At 74.4% G+C, this 16,720-nt stretch carries 23 protein-coding genes; 17 read left to right on the forward strand and 6 right to left on the reverse strand.

Going from position 1 to position 16,720, the window contains the following annotated elements; genetic code table 11:
- The first annotated feature begins 111 nt into the window (after positions 1-111).
- The 10 genes from gvpO to ACFOSY_RS16900 all read left to right on the forward strand — a co-directional run bounded on the left by gvpO (position 112) and on the right by ACFOSY_RS16900 (position 5,925).
- The gene (gvpO, locus tag ACFOSY_RS16855; RefSeq protein ID WP_394307631.1) at positions 112-606 is read left to right on the forward strand and encodes a gas vesicle protein GvpO; all 495 of its coding nucleotides are present in this window, start codon (positions 112-114) and stop codon (positions 604-606) included.
- Between the two features lie 129 nt (positions 607-735).
- Positions 736-1,155, forward strand: a complete 420-nt coding sequence (locus ACFOSY_RS16860; RefSeq protein ID WP_006130882.1) for a gas vesicle structural protein GvpA — start codon at positions 736-738, stop codon at positions 1,153-1,155.
- Positions 1,152-1,925, forward strand: coding sequence for a GvpL/GvpF family gas vesicle protein (locus ACFOSY_RS16865; protein ID WP_394307632.1), 774 nt, complete (start codon positions 1,152-1,154; stop codon positions 1,923-1,925). The genes ACFOSY_RS16860 and ACFOSY_RS16865 overlap by 4 nt, the downstream gene beginning before the upstream one ends.
- Before the next feature lie 4 nt (positions 1,926-1,929).
- The gene (locus ACFOSY_RS16870; RefSeq protein ID WP_006130880.1) at positions 1,930-2,196 is read left to right on the forward strand and encodes a gas vesicle protein GvpG; all 267 of its coding nucleotides are present in this window, start codon (positions 1,930-1,932) and stop codon (positions 2,194-2,196) included.
- Positions 2,193-2,876: a DNA primase gene (locus ACFOSY_RS16875; RefSeq protein ID WP_394307633.1), complete on the forward strand. Its 684-nt coding sequence runs from the start codon at positions 2,193-2,195 to the stop codon at positions 2,874-2,876. Before ACFOSY_RS16870 ends, ACFOSY_RS16875 begins: the two co-directional genes overlap by 4 nt.
- Positions 2,873-4,156, forward strand: coding sequence for an SRPBCC family protein (locus tag ACFOSY_RS16880; RefSeq protein WP_394307634.1), 1,284 nt, complete (start codon positions 2,873-2,875; stop codon positions 4,154-4,156). Before ACFOSY_RS16875 ends, ACFOSY_RS16880 begins: the two co-directional genes overlap by 4 nt.
- Positions 4,153-4,488 (forward strand): gas vesicle protein, encoded by a 336-nt coding sequence (locus ACFOSY_RS16885; RefSeq protein ID WP_394307635.1) that lies wholly within the window; start codon positions 4,153-4,155, stop codon positions 4,486-4,488. The genes ACFOSY_RS16880 and ACFOSY_RS16885 overlap by 4 nt, the downstream gene beginning before the upstream one ends.
- A complete protein-coding gene (locus ACFOSY_RS16890) occupies positions 4,485-5,312 on the forward strand; it encodes a GvpL/GvpF family gas vesicle protein (RefSeq protein ID WP_394307636.1) in 828 nt (275 codons plus the stop codon). The genes ACFOSY_RS16885 and ACFOSY_RS16890 overlap by 4 nt, the downstream gene beginning before the upstream one ends.
- Positions 5,309-5,497 (forward strand): gas vesicle protein, encoded by a 189-nt coding sequence (locus ACFOSY_RS16895; protein WP_006130875.1) that lies wholly within the window; start codon positions 5,309-5,311, stop codon positions 5,495-5,497. Before ACFOSY_RS16890 ends, ACFOSY_RS16895 begins: the two co-directional genes overlap by 4 nt.
- Positions 5,498-5,667: 170 nt before the next feature.
- Entirely contained in the window at positions 5,668-5,925 is a 258-nt protein-coding gene (locus ACFOSY_RS16900) for a gas vesicle protein K (protein ID WP_026243351.1), read from the forward strand.
- A gap of 32 nt (positions 5,926-5,957) precedes the next feature.
- Here ACFOSY_RS16900 and ACFOSY_RS16905 read toward each other — a convergent pair whose 3' ends face one another.
- Entirely contained in the window at positions 5,958-6,779 is an 822-nt protein-coding gene (locus ACFOSY_RS16905) for a methyltransferase domain-containing protein (protein ID WP_394307637.1), read from the reverse strand.
- A gap of 171 nt (positions 6,780-6,950) precedes the next feature.
- Here ACFOSY_RS16905 and ACFOSY_RS16910 point away from each other — a divergent pair, with 171 nt between their 5' ends.
- Both ACFOSY_RS16910 and ACFOSY_RS16915 read left to right on the forward strand, forming a co-directional pair.
- A complete protein-coding gene (locus ACFOSY_RS16910; RefSeq protein ID WP_394307638.1) occupies positions 6,951-8,570 on the forward strand; it encodes an ABC-F family ATP-binding cassette domain-containing protein in 1,620 nt (539 codons plus the stop codon).
- Positions 8,571-8,619: 49 nt separating this feature from the next.
- Positions 8,620-8,907 (forward strand): DUF6158 family protein, encoded by a 288-nt coding sequence (locus ACFOSY_RS16915; protein ID WP_394307639.1) that lies wholly within the window; start codon positions 8,620-8,622, stop codon positions 8,905-8,907.
- Positions 8,908-8,991: 84 nt separating this feature from the next.
- Here ACFOSY_RS16915 and ACFOSY_RS16920 read toward each other — a convergent pair whose 3' ends face one another.
- The 3 genes from ACFOSY_RS16920 to ACFOSY_RS16930 all read right to left on the reverse strand — a co-directional run bounded on the left by ACFOSY_RS16920 (position 8,992) and on the right by ACFOSY_RS16930 (position 10,461).
- Positions 8,992-9,537 carry a type 1 glutamine amidotransferase domain-containing protein gene (locus ACFOSY_RS16920; protein WP_394307640.1) on the reverse strand — a complete coding sequence of 182 codons (546 nt, stop codon included), beginning with the start codon at positions 9,535-9,537 and terminating at the stop codon, positions 8,992-8,994.
- Positions 9,538-9,620: 83 nt separating this feature from the next.
- Positions 9,621-10,046, reverse strand: coding sequence for a CBS domain-containing protein (locus tag ACFOSY_RS16925; RefSeq protein ID WP_006130869.1), 426 nt, complete (start codon positions 10,044-10,046; stop codon positions 9,621-9,623).
- A 22-nt stretch (positions 10,047-10,068) separates the two neighbouring features.
- A complete protein-coding gene (locus ACFOSY_RS16930; RefSeq protein ID WP_394307641.1) occupies positions 10,069-10,461 on the reverse strand; it encodes a DUF2795 domain-containing protein in 393 nt (130 codons plus the stop codon).
- 179 nt (positions 10,462-10,640) lie between these two features.
- Here ACFOSY_RS16930 and ACFOSY_RS16935 point away from each other — a divergent pair, with 179 nt between their 5' ends.
- From ACFOSY_RS16935 to ACFOSY_RS16955, 5 genes are all read left to right on the forward strand, one after another.
- Positions 10,641-10,781, forward strand: a complete 141-nt coding sequence (locus tag ACFOSY_RS16935; protein WP_394307642.1) for a hypothetical protein — start codon at positions 10,641-10,643, stop codon at positions 10,779-10,781.
- A gap of 147 nt (positions 10,782-10,928) precedes the next feature.
- A complete protein-coding gene (locus tag ACFOSY_RS16940; RefSeq protein WP_394307643.1) occupies positions 10,929-11,729 on the forward strand; it encodes an RNA polymerase sigma factor SigF in 801 nt (266 codons plus the stop codon).
- A gap of 176 nt (positions 11,730-11,905) precedes the next feature.
- On the forward strand, positions 11,906-12,820 hold the full coding sequence (locus ACFOSY_RS16945) for a hypothetical protein (protein ID WP_394307644.1): 915 nt from the start codon (positions 11,906-11,908) through the stop codon (positions 12,818-12,820).
- Positions 12,821-12,974: 154 nt separating this feature from the next.
- Positions 12,975-14,219, forward strand: a complete 1,245-nt coding sequence (locus tag ACFOSY_RS16950; RefSeq protein ID WP_394307645.1) for an aminotransferase class I/II-fold pyridoxal phosphate-dependent enzyme — start codon at positions 12,975-12,977, stop codon at positions 14,217-14,219.
- Complete coding sequence (locus ACFOSY_RS16955) at positions 14,216-15,271, forward strand: MBL fold metallo-hydrolase (protein WP_394307646.1); 1,056 nt, start codon at positions 14,216-14,218, stop codon at positions 15,269-15,271. Before ACFOSY_RS16950 ends, ACFOSY_RS16955 begins: the two co-directional genes overlap by 4 nt.
- Before the next feature lie 19 nt (positions 15,272-15,290).
- Here the strand turns inward: ACFOSY_RS16955 and ACFOSY_RS16960 are convergent, their stop codons facing one another.
- Together ACFOSY_RS16960 and ACFOSY_RS16965 are read right to left on the reverse strand one after the other, a co-directional pair.
- Positions 15,291-15,923: a DedA family protein gene (locus ACFOSY_RS16960; RefSeq protein ID WP_394307764.1), complete on the reverse strand. Its 633-nt coding sequence runs from the start codon at positions 15,921-15,923 to the stop codon at positions 15,291-15,293.
- A 17-nt stretch (positions 15,924-15,940) separates the two neighbouring features.
- Positions 15,941-16,714 (reverse strand): MBL fold metallo-hydrolase, encoded by a 774-nt coding sequence (locus ACFOSY_RS16965; protein WP_394307647.1) that lies wholly within the window; start codon positions 16,712-16,714, stop codon positions 15,941-15,943.
- Positions 16,715-16,720: the final 6 nt, after the last annotated feature.

Below are 16,720 nucleotides of genomic sequence, written 5' to 3' on the forward strand. Positions count from 1 at the left end.
CCGTCGCCGTGTACCCCCTTCCGGCCAGGGACGACACCCGGACGTGGCGAACGGGTGAGTTCCCGGAGGTTTGGCGAACACGCTTGCGGCCACACGGAGGGGGAGGTGGCCATGTCGAACACGAAGAACACCGAAGAGTCACAGGATTCACAGGAATCTCAGGACTCCCGTGAGAGCCGGGACTCCCAGGAGACCCGGCGCTCGCGCACACCCCGCAAACAGACCGCACCCCGCAGGCGAACCGAGACCGACACCAGCCGCACCGCCGGCGACACCACCGAGCACGACAGCGACACCGAGCACGGCAGCGACACGACCGGGAGCACCCCGGCACGGAAGAAGCCGAAGCCCATGGAGGTGCTGCGCCAGGCGCGGGCACAGCTCGCGGAGCTCACCGGCATGGAGGCCGAGTCCGTGTCGTCCTTCGAGCAGACCTCGGAGGGCTGGGTGCTGGAGGTCGAGGTCCTGGAGCTGGAACGGGTGCCCGACACGATGAGCCTGATGGCGAGCTACCAGGTGGAGCTGGACCCCGACGGGGACCTCACCGGGTACCGCAGGGTCCGCCGCTACGAGCGCGGACGCGCCGACGCGCGCAGGTCCGGCTAGGCGGCACGACCGCATACACACCCCGACATACGCAGAAACCCGACATCCGCAGAACCGCAACATTTCCGACAACCCCGACAGTCACATCCCCGACAATCGCATCCCCGACTTCAAGGAGGAACGGCCGGCATGACAGTCGTACCGGCACAGCAGTCCGGCGGCGGAGGCGGCAGCAGCGGCCTCTACGACGTGCTTGAGCTTGTTCTGGACAGGGGGCTCGTCATCGACGCATTCGTGCGCGTGTCCCTGGTCGGCATCGAGATCCTCAAGATCGACGTCCGCGTCGTCGTCGCGAGCGTCGACACCTACCTCCGCTTCGCGGAGGCGTGCAACCGGCTCGACCTGGAGGCCGGGCCCCGCAAGAGCCCGGGCCTGCCCGAGATCGTCGGCGAGGTCACCGAGTCCGGCGCCCGCGGCAAGTCCAAGGGCGCCCTGTCCGGCGCCGCCGAGACCATCTCGGACGCCTTCAAGCAGGGCCGCGAGGGCGAGACCGAGTCCCGGCCCCGCGCCCGTAAGACCACGTCGCGGCGCAAGGAGGAGCAGGAGTGAGCACGTACGTCTACGGCATCACCGCGGCCTCGCACCCCTCCCTGCCCGAGGGCATGGGCGGGGTCGGCGACCCGGCACGCCAGGTCCGCATCCTCACCGAGGGCGAGCTGGCGGCCGTCGTCAGCGACGCCCCCGAGGGTCTGCGCCCCAAGCGGCGGGAGCTGCTCGCCCACCAGAACGTGCTCGCCGAGATCGGCGCGGGCGGCTGCGTCCTGCCCATGCGGTTCGGCAGCGTCGCCCCCGACGACGACTCCGTCACGTCGGTCCTCGCCGAGCGCGCCGACCACTACCTGGAGCGGCTGCGCGCCCTCGACGGCCGCGTCGAGTACAACGTCAAGGCCAACCACGTGGAAGAGGCCGTCCTCCACCACGTGATGGCCACCAACCCGGAGATCCGCGCCCTCGCGGAGGCCAACCGGCAGGCCGGCGGCGGCGGTTACGACGACAAGATCCGCCTCGGCGAGATGGTCGCCGAAGCGGTCAAGGCCCGTGAGGCCGAGGACGGGGCCGCGCTGGAGAACGCGCTGCACGGCATCGCCGACGCCGAGAGCGTGGGCCCCGGCTCCACCGGCTGGCTCGCCAACGTCTCGTACCTGGTGAAGCGCGACACGGCGGAGGAGTTCCTGACCGCGGTGGAGCGGGCCCGCGAGGACCTGCCCCACCTGGAGATACGTCTGAACGGCCCGCTGCCGCCGTACAGCTTCGTCGAGCCCGGCCCCGCCGAGCCCGCGGGCGCCACGGCCGGCGGGGCGGACACCGGAGCGGGGTGACGACATGGGCCTGATCTCGGAGGTGCTGCTGCTGCCGCTCGCCCCGGCGCGGGCCGGCTCCTGGGCCGTCCGGCAGGTCCTTCAGGAAGCGGAACGCATCTACTACGACCCCGCGACCATCCGTGCCGAACTGGCCCGCCTGGAGGAACTGCTGGAGGCAGGGGAGATCACCGAGGAGGAGTTCGACGAGCAGGAGGACGCACTCCTGGACCGGTTGGAGATCGCGACGCGCACGGGCGCGGGTCAAGGGGACGGGACGGCACAACGATGAATCGAACGGGACTGGGCCTCGCCATCGGGGCCGGATATCTCCTCGGACGGACCAAGAAGCTCAAGATGGCACTGGCCGTCGGCGGTCTGGTCGCGGGCAAGAAGCTCAACCTGAGCCCGCGCGCCGTCACCGACCTGGTGACGAAGCAACTCCGCGACAACCCGCAGTTCAAGGAGCTGGGCGACCAGCTCCGGGGTGATCTGCGGGGTGCCGGCAAGGCCGCCTCCGGGGCGCTGGTCGAGCGGCAGATCAGCTCGCTCGCCGAACGGCTGCACGGCCGGACCGCCGCGGTACGCGGCCAACTGGACGGCAGCGATGCCGAGGACCGCGCCGAGGACCGCGACGGGACCGACGCCGGCGAGCAGCCGCACGACGAGGAGCCGTCCGGCCAGGAGCCGGACGACGCCGGCGGCGAGGACCGGGACGACGGCGGGCGTCGGCGGGACGACGGCGGGCGCGAGCGGGAACCGGGCGCCGCACCGGCGGCGAGGAAGGCCGCCAGGAAGGCCCCGGCCCAGAAGGGCCCCGCGGCGAAGAAGGCCGCACCGGCCAAGCGGGCCGCCGGCGCTCCGGCGCCCGCCGCGAAGAAGGCCGCCGCGAAGAAGACGGCCGCGAAGAGGACCGCGTCCGCCTCCCGCGGCGCCCGTCCCCGTCCCTCGAAGGGAGGCGGTGAAGGATGACCGAGACCGTCGGGCGGGCCACGTCCGCCGCACGCGACACCGCGGACGGCGCCGGCAAGAACCCGCTGTCCGACCTCGCCCACAGCGAGGCCGCCGACCGGCTCAAGGCCGAGCTCCAGGACTACCTCGCCGCCCAGGCCACGCGCCTGCTGACCGGTGTCGGCCACAAGCTCGGCGAGACCACCGGCAAGCTGAACGACATCGCCGAGGGCAACAGCCCCGGCTTCGCCAAGCTCGCCGCCGACGGCGGCAAGAAGCTCGCCGAGGGCAAGGGCCCCCTGCGCACCGCGCTGGAACTCGGCGCGACGCGTGCCAAGGACAACGTCACGGGCGCCCTGAAGAACCTCGGCGGAGGCGGCAAGGGCAAGCGCAAGAAGTCGTCCGGCAACAAGCCGACCGTCATCATGGAGTACATCGACGTCGGCGTGCCGCTGCGCACCGCGTACGACCAGTGGACGCAGTACCAGGACTTCAGCACCTTCGCCAAGGGCGTGAAGAGCGCCAACAAGGCCGACGACACCACGTCGGACTGGCAGGCGAAGATCTGGTGGTCCAACCGCAGCTGGAAGGCGACGACCACCGAGCAGGTGCCCGACGACCGGATCGCCTGGACGTCGGAGGGCGCCAAGGGCACCACCAAGGGCGTCGTCTCCTTCCACAAGCTCGCCGACAGCCTGACCCGGGTGCTGCTGGTCATCGAGTACTACCCCTCGGGCTTCTTCGAGAAGACCGGCAACATCTGGCGTGCCCAGGGCCGCCGCGCCCGGCTCGACCTGAAGAACTTCGCCCGCTTCATCACGATCAAGGGCGAGGCCGAGGACAGCTGGCGCGGCGAGATCCGCGACGGCGAGGTGGTCCGCAGCCATGAGGACGCCGTGGCGGAGGAAGAGGAGGAGCAGGGCGAGCCCGAGGACTCCGAGGCGGGCGACTTCGAGGCCGAGGACGAGGAGTACGACGAGGAGGCCCCCGAGGGCGGGACCGAGGGCGGCCCCGAGGACGCGTACGACGAGGACGAGGCGGACGAGGCCGAGTACGAGGAAGGCGCCGAGCCCGAGGCCGGGTACGAGGACGAGGCCGGCGGCGCCGAGCCCGACGACCCGTACGAGGACGAGGACGAAGAGGCCGCCGGCGACGAGGACGACGAAGGGTACGAGGAGGGCGTGCCCCCGGAGGAGGACGCCCCCCAGGAGGAGGATTACGAGGACGAGGAGTACGAGGACGAGGAAGGGCCGGCCGAGGACGCCGTCGCCGATGAGCCCGAGGGCCGGAGCCGCCGATGACCACTCCCAGCCGACTCCCCGACCCGTACGGCCAGGGCAGCAGCGCCAACCTCGCCGACATCCTGGAAAGGGTGCTGGACAAGGGCGTGGTGATCGCGGGCGACATCCGGATCAATCTGCTCGACATCGAACTGCTCACCATCAAGCTGCGCCTCGTCGTCGCCTCCGTGGACAAGGCCAAGGAGATGGGGATCGACTGGTGGGAGTCCGACCCGGCGCTGTCCTCACGCGCCCGGCGTGACGAACTGGCCCGCGAGAACGCCGAGCTGCGCGAGCGCCTGGCCCGGCTCGAGGAGCTGGAGCCGCGCCGCGCGGAGGAGGAGGCCCCGTGACGGGACTGCGCTACGTGTACGCGGTCTGCCGCCCCTTCGGCACACCGCTCCAGGCCCAGCTCACGGGGGTGGGCGGCGACCCGCCCCGGCTGGTGCCGCACCGCGACCTGGTGGCCGTGGTCAGCCATGTGCCCGAGGCGGACTTCGCGGAGGAGCCGCTGCGGGCACATCTGGAGGACCTGGACTGGCTGACCGCGGTCGCGCGGGCCCACCAGGGCGTGATCGACGCGCTCACCACCGTCACCACTCCGCTGCCGCTGCGGCTCGGCACCGTGTTCCGCGACGACAGCGGCGTACGGTCGATGATCGAGGCGCGCGAGGAGAACTTCCTGCGGCGCCTCGACCGGCTGGAGGGCCGCGTCGAGTGGGGCGTCAAGGTGTTCCTGGAGTCCGAGCCGGAGCAGGCCCCCGAGCGGCCCGAGCCGCGGCCCGCGGCGATGTCCGGGCGGGACTACCTGCGCCGGCGCCGGGAGCAGACGCGGTCGAGGGAGGACCAGTGGCAGCGCGCGGAGACCTTCGCGACCGGGCTGCACCGGACCCTGACCGGCTTCGCCGAGGACTCCCGGCTGCACGCGCCGCAGAACCCCACCCTGTCCGGCGCCCGCGGCCGCAACGTGCTCAACGCCGCCTATCTGGTGCCGCGCGGTCAGTCGGAGGCGTTCGTGGAGCAGGTGGAGCGGACGAAGGACGACTCCCCGGGGCTGCGGGTGGAGCTCACCGGCCCGTGGGCGGCCTACTCGTTCGCCGGCGAGGAGACGGCCGACGGGGAGACCGCGGGTGGGGACACCGCCGCTGGAGGGACCGCCGGGGAGGGGACCACGTGACCGTCGTCGAACGGCGTGAGATCGCCCTGGTCGACCTGCTGGACCGGCTGCTGGCCGGCGGCGTGGTGATCACGGGCGACATCACGCTCCGGATCGCGGACGTCGACCTGGTCCGCATCGACCTCAACGCACTGATCAGCTCCGTGAACCAGAACGTCCCCTCGCCCTTCGAGGAGTCACCGTGACCGACGACCCGCGGCACCGCGCGCCCGACGCGCCGGACCCCGTCACGGTGACCGACGCCGACCTCTTCGAGGAGCGCTCGCCCCTCGACCCGGAGGCGTCCTTCGACGCGCGCCCGGAGCCGGCGGCCCGCCCCGCAGGACCGCACCCCAAGCCCCGCCGGCGGCTCGACCTGGAGCCGGACACGGTCGAGCGCGACCTGGTGAAGCTGGTGCTGACCGTGGTGGAACTGCTCCGCCAGCTCATGGAGCGCCAGGCGGTGCGCCGCTTCGACGAGGGCGACCTCACCGAGGAGCAGGAGGAGCGGGTCGGGCTGACCCTCATGCTGCTCGAGGACCGGATGGCCGAACTGCGCAACCGCTACGGACTGCGCCCCGAGGACCTCAACCTCGACCTCGGCCCGCTGGGCCCTCTGCTGCCCCGGGACTGAGTCCTGGGCAGCAGAGGGCCCGGCGCTTGGGTTCACGTGTCCTTCCGGCAGAGGATCTCGCCGTGGAGCACGGCGAACCAGCCGTCCTCCCGGGCGCCCCACTCCCGCCACGCGGCGGCCACCGCCTCCAGCTGCTCGCGGGTGGCGTGCCCGCCCGCCACGGCCCGCTCCGCGTAGTCGGAGGTCACCGTGCGGTCCGCCCACAGCCCGCTCCACCAGGCGCGTTCCTCCGCCGTCGAGTAGGTCCAGGTGCCCGACGTCGCCGTGATGTCGGTGAACCCCGCCTGAAGGGCCCACGCCTTCAGCCGCCGCCCCGCGTCCGGCTCGCCCCCGTGGGCCCGCGCCACGCGCCGGTAGAGGCCGAGCCAGTCGTTCAGGCCCGCCGACTCCGGATACCAGGTCATCGCCGCGTAGTCCGCGTCCCGGACGGCGACGTACCCGCCGGGCTTGGTCACCCGCCGCATCTCGCGCAGCGCGGCCACCGGGTCGCCGACGTGCTGGAGCACCTGGTGGGCGTGCACCACGCAGAAGGTGGCGTCGGGGAAGTCCAGCGCGTGCACGTCCCCCGTCACGAAGTCGGCGTTCGTCAGACCCCGCTCGCCGGCCACCGCGCGGGCCCGCTCGAGGATGCCCGGCTCCCGGTCGAGCCCCGTGACGTGCCCGTCGGGCACCAGGGCGGCCAGGTCGGCGGTGATGGTGCCGGGCCCGCAGCCGATGTCCAGGATCCGCATGTGGGGCTTCAGCGCCCCGAGGAGGTACGCGGCCGAGTTCTCCGCGGTGCGCCAGGTGTGCGACCGCAGCACCGACTCGTGGTGCCCGTGCGTGTAGACGGCGGTCTCCCGTGCGTGCGGCATGGCGGGGCCACCCCTTTCAACTCGTCGTGAGGACGCCCACGTTACGCGCGACGGCCGCATGATGAGATCCACGTTTCACATTCTGGTACGCACGCCGGTCGCCCGACAGCCGGACCGGGCCGTGGAAAACCCGTTTGCCAGCGGCTTCGCGCGCCCCGCACAATCGCGGCCATGGGACACCTGGAAGCCGCGCACCTCGAGTACCACCTCCCCGACGGGAGGACTCTTCTGGGCGACGTGTCGTTCCGGGTGGGGGAGGGCGCCGTCGTGGCCCTGGTGGGACCCAACGGCGCGGGCAAGACGACGCTCCTGCGCATCCTCTCCGGCGAGCTCGCCCCGCACGGCGGCAGCGTCGCCGTCAGCGGCGGCCTCGGGGTGATGCGCCAGTTCGTCGGCTCCGTACGGGACGACACCACCGTGCGCGACCTGCTGGTGTCCGTGGCCCCGCCCCGTGTCCGCGAGGCCGCCCGCGCGGTGGACGCCGCCGAGCACGCCATCATGACAATCGACGACGAGGCCGCCCAGATGCGCTACGCGCAGGCCCTCGCCGACTGGGCCGAGGCCCAGGGGTACGAGGCCGAGACGCTGTGGGACATCTGCACCACCGCCGCGATGGGCGTCCCCTACGACAAGGCCCAGTGGCGGCAGGTGAGCACGCTCTCCGGCGGCGAGCAGAAACGCCTGGTGCTGGAGGCGCTGCTGCGCGGCCCCGACGAGGTGCTGCTGCTCGACGAGCCCGACAACTACCTGGACGTGCCCGGCAAGCGCTGGCTGGAGGAGCGCCTCGCGGAGACCCGCAAGACGGTCCTCTTCGTCTCCCACGACCGGGAACTCCTCGCCCGCGCCGCCGAGAAGATCGTCTCCCTCGAACCGGGCCCCGCGGGAGCCGACGCCTGGGTGCACGGCGGCGGCTTCGCCACCTTCCACGAGGCGCGGCGCGAGCGCTTCGCCCGCTTCGAGGAGCTGCGCCGCCGCTGGGACGAGAAACACGCCCAGCTGAAGAAGCTGGTGCTCACGCTGCGCCAGGCCGCGGAGAACAGCCCCGACATGGCGTCCCGCTACCGCGCCGCCCAGACCCGGCTGCGCAAGTTCGAGGAGGCGGGGCCCCCGCCGGAGCCGCCGCGCGAGCAGGACATCCGGATGCGCCTCAAGGGCGGCCGCACCGGCGTCCGCGCCGTCACCTGCGAGCGGCTCGAGCTGACCGGACTGATGAAACCCTTCGACCTGGAGGTGTTCTACGGCGAGCGGGTCGCGGTGCTCGGCTCCAACGGCTCCGGCAAGTCGCACTTCCTGCGTCTGCTCGCCGGCGACGACGTCGCGCACACCGGCGGCTGGCGGCTCGGCGCGCGCGTCGTGCCCGGGCACTTCGCGCAGACCCACGCCCACCCGGAGCTGATCGGCCGCACCCTGCTCGACATCCTGTGGACCGAGCACTCCCAGGACCGGGGCGCCGCCATGTCCCGCCTGCGCCGCTACGAGCTGACCCAGCAGGCGGAGCGGACCTTCGACCGGCTCTCCGGCGGCCAGCAGGCCCGCTTCCAGATCCTGCTGCTGGAGCTCCAGGGCGTCACCGCCCTGCTGCTCGACGAGCCCACCGACAACCTCGACCTGGAGTCGGCGGAAGCCCTCCAGGAGGGCCTGGAGGGCTTCGAGGGCACGGTGCTGGCCGTCACGCACGACCGCTGGTTCGCCCGCTCCTTCGACCGGTTCCTGGTCTTCGGCAGCGACGGCCGGGTCCGCGAGACGCCGGAACCGGTCTGGGACGAGCGGCGGGTGGAACGCGCGCGCTGATTGCCGTTCCGGGTGGTGGCCCGGGCGGCGGGGCGGGTACCCGGGGCGCATGAACGCACACGACGAGCGGGGCACCACGATGACCGGAGTCGACCCGAGCCGCCTGGACGACCAGCAGCTCATGAAGGAGCTGGAGACCATCCACCGCACGCGCCACGACACGCTGCTGTACGGGTCCAACGACGCGCTGCGGGCCCACAACGAGCGCATGGCGCAGCTGGAGGGCGAGTACCTGCGGCGCAACCCGCGCCGCCCCGTCGCGCCGGGCCGCACCCGCGAGGGCGCCCGGGAGCGGACCGGCTCGGACGCGGCGACGCCGACCGCCTCGGGCACCTGAACGGCGAACGGGAGCCCCGCTCACGCGGGACTCCCGTCGGCTGTCGTACGGCCCTCCTACCGTACGGCCCTCGTACCGGGCCTGCTACGAGGCGCGCTCGGCCGCGAACACCTCAAGGAAGGTCTCGCAGAAGGCCTTGAGGTCGTCCGGCTTACGGCTGGTGACCAGCTTGTTCGACCCGTGGTCGCAGACCTTGACCTGCTCGTCCACCCAGGTGGCCCCCGCGTTGCCGAGGTCCGTCCGCAGGCTGGGCCAGCTCGTCAGCTCCCGGCCGCGCACGACGTCCGCCTCGATCAGGGTCCACGGGGCGTGGCAGATCGCGGCGACCGGCCGGCCCTGCTCGAAGAAGTCCCGGACGAACGCGACGGCCTTGTCGTCCATCCGCAGGAAGTCCGGGTTGGCGACCCCGCCGGGCAGCACCAGCCCGTCGAAGGAGTCCGCCGAGGTGTCGCCGACGACCTCCTGCACGGGGAAGGTGTCCGCCTTGTCGAGGTGGTGGAACGCCTGGATCTCCCCGGACTTCGTCGACACCAGGACGGGCTCGTGACCCGCCTGCTCGGCCGCCTTCCAGGGCTCGGTCAGCTCGACCTGCTCGACGCCCTCGGGTGCGGTCAGAAATGCGATGCGCATGATGGCGCTACGTCCCTTCGTCGGTTCGTCGGTTCGTCGGTCGTCGGTCGTCGTTCTTCGCTCGGTCGTTCCGCCGTCGCGCGTCAGCCGGTGGCGTCGGGTTCCGCGCGGCTGATGTCGGCGAGGGCCGACCCGGGGTCCCGGGCCTCGGCCAGATCGCCGAGGGTCACCAGGCCGACGGGCAGCCCGCCCTCCACCACAGGGATCCGGCGCACCGCGTGCTCCCGCATCAGGGCGACGGCCGAGGCCACCGGGTCGTCCGGGGCCAGCGTCAGCGGGTCCGGCGTGCACACCGACCCGACGCTCACCGCGTACGGGTCCCGGCCCTCGGCCACCGCCCGGACGGTGATGTCCCGGTCGGTGACCACCCCCACGACGCGCTGTCCGTCCGCGACCACCACGTCGCCGATGTTCTGGCCGCGCATCAGCCGCGCGGCCTCGACGACCGAGGCGTCCGGGCGGACCGCGACCACGCCGGGGGTCATCACGTCCTTCACGAACTCGGCCATGGCGGGCGGGCCTCCCTTCCGGTCACGCCCTCTCGGTCTCCCGGACCCGGGTGAGCGCCTCGGCCAGCTCCTGGACGCTGTGGTAGCGGTCCTTGCGCGGCAGCCGCTCCAGCGCCTCGACGAGCGCGTCGGGGGCGTGCCGCCGGTCGAGGGCACGCATGAGTTCACGGGGGCCTGCGGGGAAGTCCCCCCTCGCCAGGGTCCGGGCCAGTTCCAGTCGCACCGCCTCCAGCGACGACGGGTCGCGTCCCGGCGTCACGGGGCCGTGCGCGACCTCGGGGTCGTCGTCGGCGAACGGCTCCGGGTCGTGCCACTCCTCGGTACGGGTGGGATGTCCGGACCGCAGCAGGCCCTGCAGTTCGTGCTTCATCTCGTCGTCACGGTGGACGCTGAGCCGGTCACTGCCTCGCTGCATGTCTCCCTCCAGATCCTTCGGGGTGCGCACCGCGTACCCGAGGAGGGCGGGCCGACACCGCGATCCGGGCGGCGATCCGGGCCGGATCCGGAGGGCGTCCGCGCGCCGCGGGGTTTGGCGCCGGGGCCGTGGGAGACCCGGACCGCACGCCCCCCACGCGGCTTCCGGAAGGACCGGCCATGGCGGTGCTCGCCCTGCTCGTCCCGTTCCTCATGCTCGGCGTGATCCTGATGCTGGGCCGCTACGAGGACTACGTCCTGCCGCCCCGTGAGGCGGAAGCGGAACCGGGTGACCGGCCCGTGGGAGGTTTGCGCGGCTGACACGGGGGCATGCGGTCAGGAAGTGCTTCGGACAGGAGGCACGTCCGTGGTGGCGGCGCGACCGCCCCGGGCGTTCCTGTCCCGGTGGGTGCGTCCGCCACGGTGACCGTCCGTCCCCGAGCACCTCCTAGGGAGTTGCGACGCACCATGCCGAGCCGAACAGGCGCCAAGACGCATCCCCACCACGACGCACCCGACACCGCGGCGGCCTTCCGCAGGCTCTCCTCCCTGCCCGACGGACCCGAGCGGGACGCGCTGCGCGACGAGATCGTGCGGGCCTGGCTCCCCATGGCCCACCGCCTCGCCGGACGCTTCCGCAGCCGCGGCGAGAGCTACGACGACCTGCGCCAGGTCGCCGCCCTGGGGCTGGTCAAGGCCGTCGACCGGTACGACCCCGACCTCGGCAGCGCCTTCGAGAGCTACGCAGTGCCTACCGTCACCGGCGAGATCAAGCGGCACTTCCGCGACCACATGTGGACCCTCCACGTCCCGCGCCGCGTCCAGGAACTGCGCAACCGCGTCCGGCGGGCGACCCAGGAGCTCTCCCAGACCGTCCAGGGCCGCGGCCCCACCGTCGCGGAGATCGCCGAGTGCGCCGGGCTGAGCGAGGACGAGGTGCGCACCGGCCAGGCGGCGGCGGAGAGCTTCAGCGCGCTGTCCCTGGACGCCGAGATGCCCGGCAGCGACGGCAGCTGGTCTCTCGGCGACGCCCTGGGCGGCCCCGACCCCGCGCTGGACACCGTGGTCGACCGCGAGGCGGTCAAGGACCGGCTGGCCGAGCTGCCGGAGCGCGAGCGGGCCATTCTCTACATGCGCTTCTTCGGTGACATGACGCAGAACAGCATCGCCCAGGAGCTGGGCCTGTCCCAGATGCACGTCTCCCGGCTGATCAGCCGGAGCTGCGGCCGGGTGCGCGACCAGGTGATGGGCGACACCGACGACGCGTAGGGATTGCGACGACGCGTAGGGACAGCTGCCGGCCCGACCCGCGGGGGTCCTTTCACCCGCACGGGCGGACCCGGTCCTGCGAATGGTGCCCGGCCGCGCGCGAGGCCGGGACGGGCGGGCTGTGATGGCAGCGGGGCGACCGCCGCGCCCCCGCCGTCGCCGAAGGAGCCCGCACCATGCGCCGCACCGCCCGTGCCCTGTCCGTCGCCGCCGTCGCCGGCACCGTCCTCGGCGCGCTCGCACCGGCCGCGTCCGCCCTGACGGTCCCCGCGGGCGTGGGCGCCTGGACGTCCCCCTCCCCGTGCGCGTCCCCGACCGCCGGACACGGGTGGCAGGGGCGCGCGAGCGCGACGCCGAGCCCCGTGGCGCCGGGCGCGCAGGAGGCCGAGGAGTACTCGTCGGAGACGCTGGTGGAGGAGTTCACCGAGGCCGACCTCTACGGCGCGACCACCCTCGGCACCTCCGAAGGCCTCGCGCCCGAGGACCCGGCGGCGACCGACCCGCTCGCGCCCGAGCTCGCCGAGGAGCCGCCCGCGGACTCCGGCACCGCACTGGAGGAACTGATCCCCGACCCCGGCGCCGAGGAGCGTGCGGGAGCCCCGGGCGCGGAGGGCGCCCCCGGCACGGCGACGGACCCCGGAGCGGTCGGCCCCGGAGCCGTCGAACCCGGCGCGACCGACCCGTACGGCACGGACCCGTACAGCAGCGACCCCTATGGCACGGCCCCCGACGCGTACGCCGACCCGTACGCCGCCGACCCCGGCGCCATGGACCACAAGGCCCCGCCCCGCACCGCGACGGACCCGGGCGCCGGCGGCCCGGAGGCGGCCCCGCAGTGGACCGCACCGCCGGGGCCCACGACCTCGCCGACCGCCTCCACCACCCCCACCCACAAGCCGACCCCCTCGCACAGGCCCACGCCGACGCCCTGCCCCTCGCCGACCGCCCACCAGGGTGTCCAGGCGGGCGGCGGCGGCGCCTTCACCGACTCCGTGCCCGCCCAGGTCGCGGGCGGTCTGCTGATGGCGGGCGCGGTCGGCGCCGGCGCGCACCGCCTGCTCCGCCGGCGCGCCGGCCGGACGCGCTTCTGAGGCCCCCGCCGGGCTGCCCTGCCGGTGCGGCGGCGCACCCGATCCGGCACCGTGCTCATGACGGGCCGGTCGCGGGGTACTGACTTCGCCGAGGGCGGCACGACCGGACGCCGGGACACCGGCGCCGGGCTCTGGCAACTGCGCGGAGGTGGCGATGCGGACGGATCCGGAAGGCCACGGCCCGGTCCGCTTCGGGCCGCCGCTCCCCGACGACGGGCTGCCGGTGCTGCCGGAGCCGGCCGCGGTGCTCGCGGCGGCCGCCTCCCGGTCCGGCCCCGAGCCGGTCGGCGGCGGCCCCGCCCTGCTCGACGCGGCCCGCGGGTACGGCGAGCGGCGCGGTCTGCCCGCCGCCCCCGGCCGCACGGCCCTCGCCCCCGGCGCGCCCGCCCTGCTGACCGCCCTGACCGCCGCCATCGACGGCGACGTCCTGGTGCCGCGGCCGTGCGCCGCCTGGTGGGCGCCGTACGCGCGGCTGCTCGGCCGGCCCGTCTTCCATGTGCCGACCCCCGCCGAGAGCGGCGGCGTCCCCGACCCGTACGCGCTGCTGGAGACCGTGCGCCGGATGCGCGCCGAGGGCCGCGACCCGCGGCTCCTCGTGCTGTCCGTGGCCGACGACCCCACCGCGACGGTCGCCCCGCCCGAGCTGCTGCACGAGACGCTGGAGGCCGCGGCCGGGGAGGGGCTGCACCTGATCAGCGACGAGACCTGGCGCGACACGCTGCACGACCCGCACGGCACGGTGCTGCTCAGCCCCGCCGAGATGCTGCCCGACCGGGTCACCGTCGTCACCGACCTCGCCGGCGCGCTGCTGCCGCCCGGCTGGCCCGCCGCGGTCGCCCGCTTCCCGGCGGGCGAGGAGGGCGGCGCGCTGCACGCGCGCGTCCTCGACGTGCTCACCGCCCTCGACGCGCGCGTGGCGGCCCCCGTCGCGGCGGCCGCCGGGTACGCGCTGTCCGAGCCGGAGCCGGTCACCGCCCGCGTCGCCGCCGCCGTGCGGGTGCACGCGCGGGTGGCCGCCGCCGCGTACCGGGCCGTCGTCGCGGCGGGCGCCCTGGCCCGGCCCCCGCAGTGCGGCCGCCACCTGTACGTGGACCTCTCCCCCCTGGCGCCCGCGCTCGCCGCGCACGGCGTCGGCGACGCCCAGGAACTGGAGGACCTCCTCACCGGCCGGCTCGGCATGCCCGTGGCCGGCGGCCACCGCTTCGGCGACGACCTGGAGAGCCCGCGCGTGCGGCTGTGCACCGCGCCCCTGCTGGGGGACACGCCCGAGGAGCGCGCGGAGTGCCTGGAGGCGGACGAACCGGAGGAACTGCCACCGGTGGGACGCGCGTTGAACCGGGTGACATCGGTCCTCGACGACCTCCGTGACGACGCTCGGCGATGGGAGTCCTCTCGATGACGCAGCGGCACGAGCCGGCCAGAACGACGACCACGGCACCGGACGCCCGCCCCCCGGCCCGCGGCGACGGCCCCCACCCCCCGCTCGCCGCGCCGCGTCCGCTCGCCGAGCGCCGGGTGTGGCCCCGCACCTTCCACGACCGGCTCACCGCCCCGCTGCCCGGCCTCAAGGCGTTCGCCCGCTTCGCCCGCGAGGGCGCGGTACGGCCCGGCCCCGAAGGACTCGCCGGCATCCCCGACCTGCCGTACGCGCCGGGCCCGGTGCCCGACGTGGACGCCCGCACGCTCGCCGTGACCTGGGCGGGCCACGCCAGCTGGGTGGTGCGGATCGGCGGGCTCACCGTGCTCACCGACCCGGTGTGGTCGCGGCGCATCCTCGGCACGCCCGCCCGCGTCACGCCCGTCGGCGTGGCCTGGGAGGCGCTGCCCCGCGTGGACGCGGTCGTCATCAGCCACAACCACTACGACCACCTGGACGCCCCGACCCTGCGCCGGCTGCCGCGCGACACCCCGCTGTTCGTGCCGGCGGGCCTGGCCCGCTGGTTCCACCGCCGCCGGTTCACCCGCGTCACCGAGCTCGACTGGTGGGAGGCGGCCGAACTCGACGGCGTCCGCTTCGACTTCGTACCGGCCCACCACTGGTCCAAGCGCACCCTGACCGACACCTGCCGCTCGCTGTGGGGCGGCTGGGTGCTCACCGCGTCCGACGGCCGGCGCGTGCACTTCGCCGGCGACACCGGCTACGGCCACTGGTTCTCCCGCATCGGCCGCCGCTACCCGGGCATCGACCTCACTCTGATGCCGATCGGCGCGTACGACCCGCGCTGGTGGCTGGCCGACGTGCACTGCGACCCGGAGGAGGCGGTGCGCGCCGCCCAGGACCTGGGGGCGCGGTGCATGGCGCCCATGCACTGGGGCACGTTCGTGCTGTCCGCGGAACCGGTCCTGGAGCCGCTCACCCGGGTCCGCGCCGCCTGGGAGGCGGCCGGCCTGCCCCGGGACCGGCTGTGGGACCTGCCGATCGGCGGGTCGCGGATGCTCGCGCCAGGGTGACCGGCGCCGCCGGCCGGTGTCAGTTCACGGGTGTGCGGCGCACCCGCCGCCACAGGCTCGGGGCCGCGCTGATCAGCACGGTCAGCACGACCGCCGCGACCACGCCCTGCCACGGCTCGGGGAACAGCGAGCCGCCGAGCACGCCGATGAGCTGGTAGGTGGCCGCCCAGGCCAGACAGGCCGGCAGGTTGCCGCGCACGAAGCGCCGCAGCGGCCACCGCGCGACCAGGCAGGCCAGCATCACCGGCAGCCGCCCGGCCGGCACCAGCCGGGACAGCACCAGCACCGCCACCCCGTGGTCGGCGAGCTTCTCCTGGGCCTGCGCCAGCCGCTCCTCGGGGGCCCGGTCCCGGATCGCCTCCAGCCAGCGGGAGCCGTTCCTCGACGTCATCCCGCGCCGCCCCAGCCAGTACAGCGCCACGTCCCCGAGGAAGGCGGCCAGCGACGCCGTCGCGAACACCAGCGCCATCGAGAACGGGGCGCTGCGGTGGAACGCCACCACGGCCGCCGAACTGACCAGCGCGCCGGTCGGCACCACCGGCACCAGCGCCCCGATGAGCACCAGCAGGAACAACGACGGATACCCGATGGCCTGCTGGGTCGACTCGGGAGCCACGGCCGCCGGCGGCACCAGGCCCCCGGCCGCCTGCACGAGGGCGGCGGGGGATATCACCGCGCGACTCCCAGGCGCACGCTGTCCCCGTGGTCGAGCCGGTGCACCACCGCCTCCGGCGCGTGCCGCGCCGCGAGCCGCTCGAACTCCTGCCCGGGCGCGTGGAACTCGTGGGGGCGCACGGCGTCCATCCCGATCGGCCAGTACGTGCCGTAGTGCACCGGCACCGCGCTCGGCGCGCCCAGCAGCGCCAGCGCCTGCGCCGCGCGCCCCGCGTCCAGGTGCCCGTCGCCCAGGTACGGCCCCCAGCCGCCCACCGGCAGCAGCGCGGCGTCGACCGGCCCGACCTCCTTCGCCATGTCCTCGAACAGGCCGGTGTCCCCCGCGAAGTACGTGCGTGCCTCGCCCTCCACGACATAGCCGAGGGCGGGCGCGCGACGCCGCCCCACGGGCAGCCGCCGCCCGTCGTGCAGCGCGGGCACCGCCCGCACCGCGAGCGGCCCGGCGGACGTCACGTCACCGGGCGCCATCTCCGTGACGTCCAGCGCGGTCAGCCTGCGCAGGCCCGGCACGGCGTCGAGCGCGCCGCGGGGCACCAGCAGCCGGGTGCCCGGGGCGAGCCGGGCCAGCGACGGCACATGGAGGTGGTCGGCGTGCAGATGGGAGACCAGCGCCACGTCCGCGCGCAGCGCCTCCGGCGGAGGCACCGCACCGCGCCTGCGCCGCAGATGCGCCAGCCGGCGTGCGAACAGGGGGTCGGTGAGGACGCGTGTGCCCGAGTCCTCCAGCGTGCAGGTGGCGTGCCCCCACCACGTGACCTCCGCCGGCACCTCTTC

Origin of the sequence: Streptomyces lusitanus (assembly GCF_042647945.1) — a bacterium.
Lineage (GTDB): Bacteria > Actinomycetota > Actinomycetes > Streptomycetales > Streptomycetaceae > Streptomyces > Streptomyces pseudogriseolus.

Coding starts and splice junctions, on each gene's coding strand:
- gvpO (WP_394307631.1), top strand. CDS start 112: ATGTCGAACACGAAGAACACCGAAGAGTCACAGGATTCACAGGAATCT.
- ACFOSY_RS16860 (WP_006130882.1), top strand. CDS start 736: ATGACAGTCGTACCGGCACAGCAGTCCGGCGGCGGAGGCGGCAGCAGC.
- ACFOSY_RS16870 (WP_006130880.1), top strand. CDS start 1,930: ATGGGCCTGATCTCGGAGGTGCTGCTGCTGCCGCTCGCCCCGGCGCGG.
- ACFOSY_RS16875 (WP_394307633.1), top strand. CDS start 2,193: ATGAATCGAACGGGACTGGGCCTCGCCATCGGGGCCGGATATCTCCTC.
- ACFOSY_RS16880 (WP_394307634.1), top strand. CDS start 2,873: ATGACCGAGACCGTCGGGCGGGCCACGTCCGCCGCACGCGACACCGCG.
- ACFOSY_RS16885 (WP_394307635.1), top strand. CDS start 4,153: ATGACCACTCCCAGCCGACTCCCCGACCCGTACGGCCAGGGCAGCAGC.
- ACFOSY_RS16905 (WP_394307637.1), bottom strand. CDS start 6,779: ATGCCGCACGCACGGGAGACCGCCGTCTACACGCACGGGCACCACGAG.
- ACFOSY_RS16910 (WP_394307638.1), top strand. CDS start 6,951: ATGGGACACCTGGAAGCCGCGCACCTCGAGTACCACCTCCCCGACGGG.
- ACFOSY_RS16915 (WP_394307639.1), top strand. CDS start 8,620: ATGAACGCACACGACGAGCGGGGCACCACGATGACCGGAGTCGACCCG.
- ACFOSY_RS16920 (WP_394307640.1), bottom strand. CDS start 9,537: ATGCGCATCGCATTTCTGACCGCACCCGAGGGCGTCGAGCAGGTCGAG.
- ACFOSY_RS16925 (WP_006130869.1), bottom strand. CDS start 10,046: ATGGCCGAGTTCGTGAAGGACGTGATGACCCCCGGCGTGGTCGCGGTC.
- ACFOSY_RS16930 (WP_394307641.1), bottom strand. CDS start 10,461: ATGCAGCGAGGCAGTGACCGGCTCAGCGTCCACCGTGACGACGAGATG.
- ACFOSY_RS16935 (WP_394307642.1), top strand. CDS start 10,641: ATGGCGGTGCTCGCCCTGCTCGTCCCGTTCCTCATGCTCGGCGTGATC.
- ACFOSY_RS16940 (WP_394307643.1), top strand. CDS start 10,929: ATGCCGAGCCGAACAGGCGCCAAGACGCATCCCCACCACGACGCACCC.
- ACFOSY_RS16945 (WP_394307644.1), top strand. CDS start 11,906: ATGCGCCGCACCGCCCGTGCCCTGTCCGTCGCCGCCGTCGCCGGCACC.
- ACFOSY_RS16950 (WP_394307645.1), top strand. CDS start 12,975: ATGCGGACGGATCCGGAAGGCCACGGCCCGGTCCGCTTCGGGCCGCCG.
- ACFOSY_RS16955 (WP_394307646.1), top strand. CDS start 14,216: ATGACGCAGCGGCACGAGCCGGCCAGAACGACGACCACGGCACCGGAC.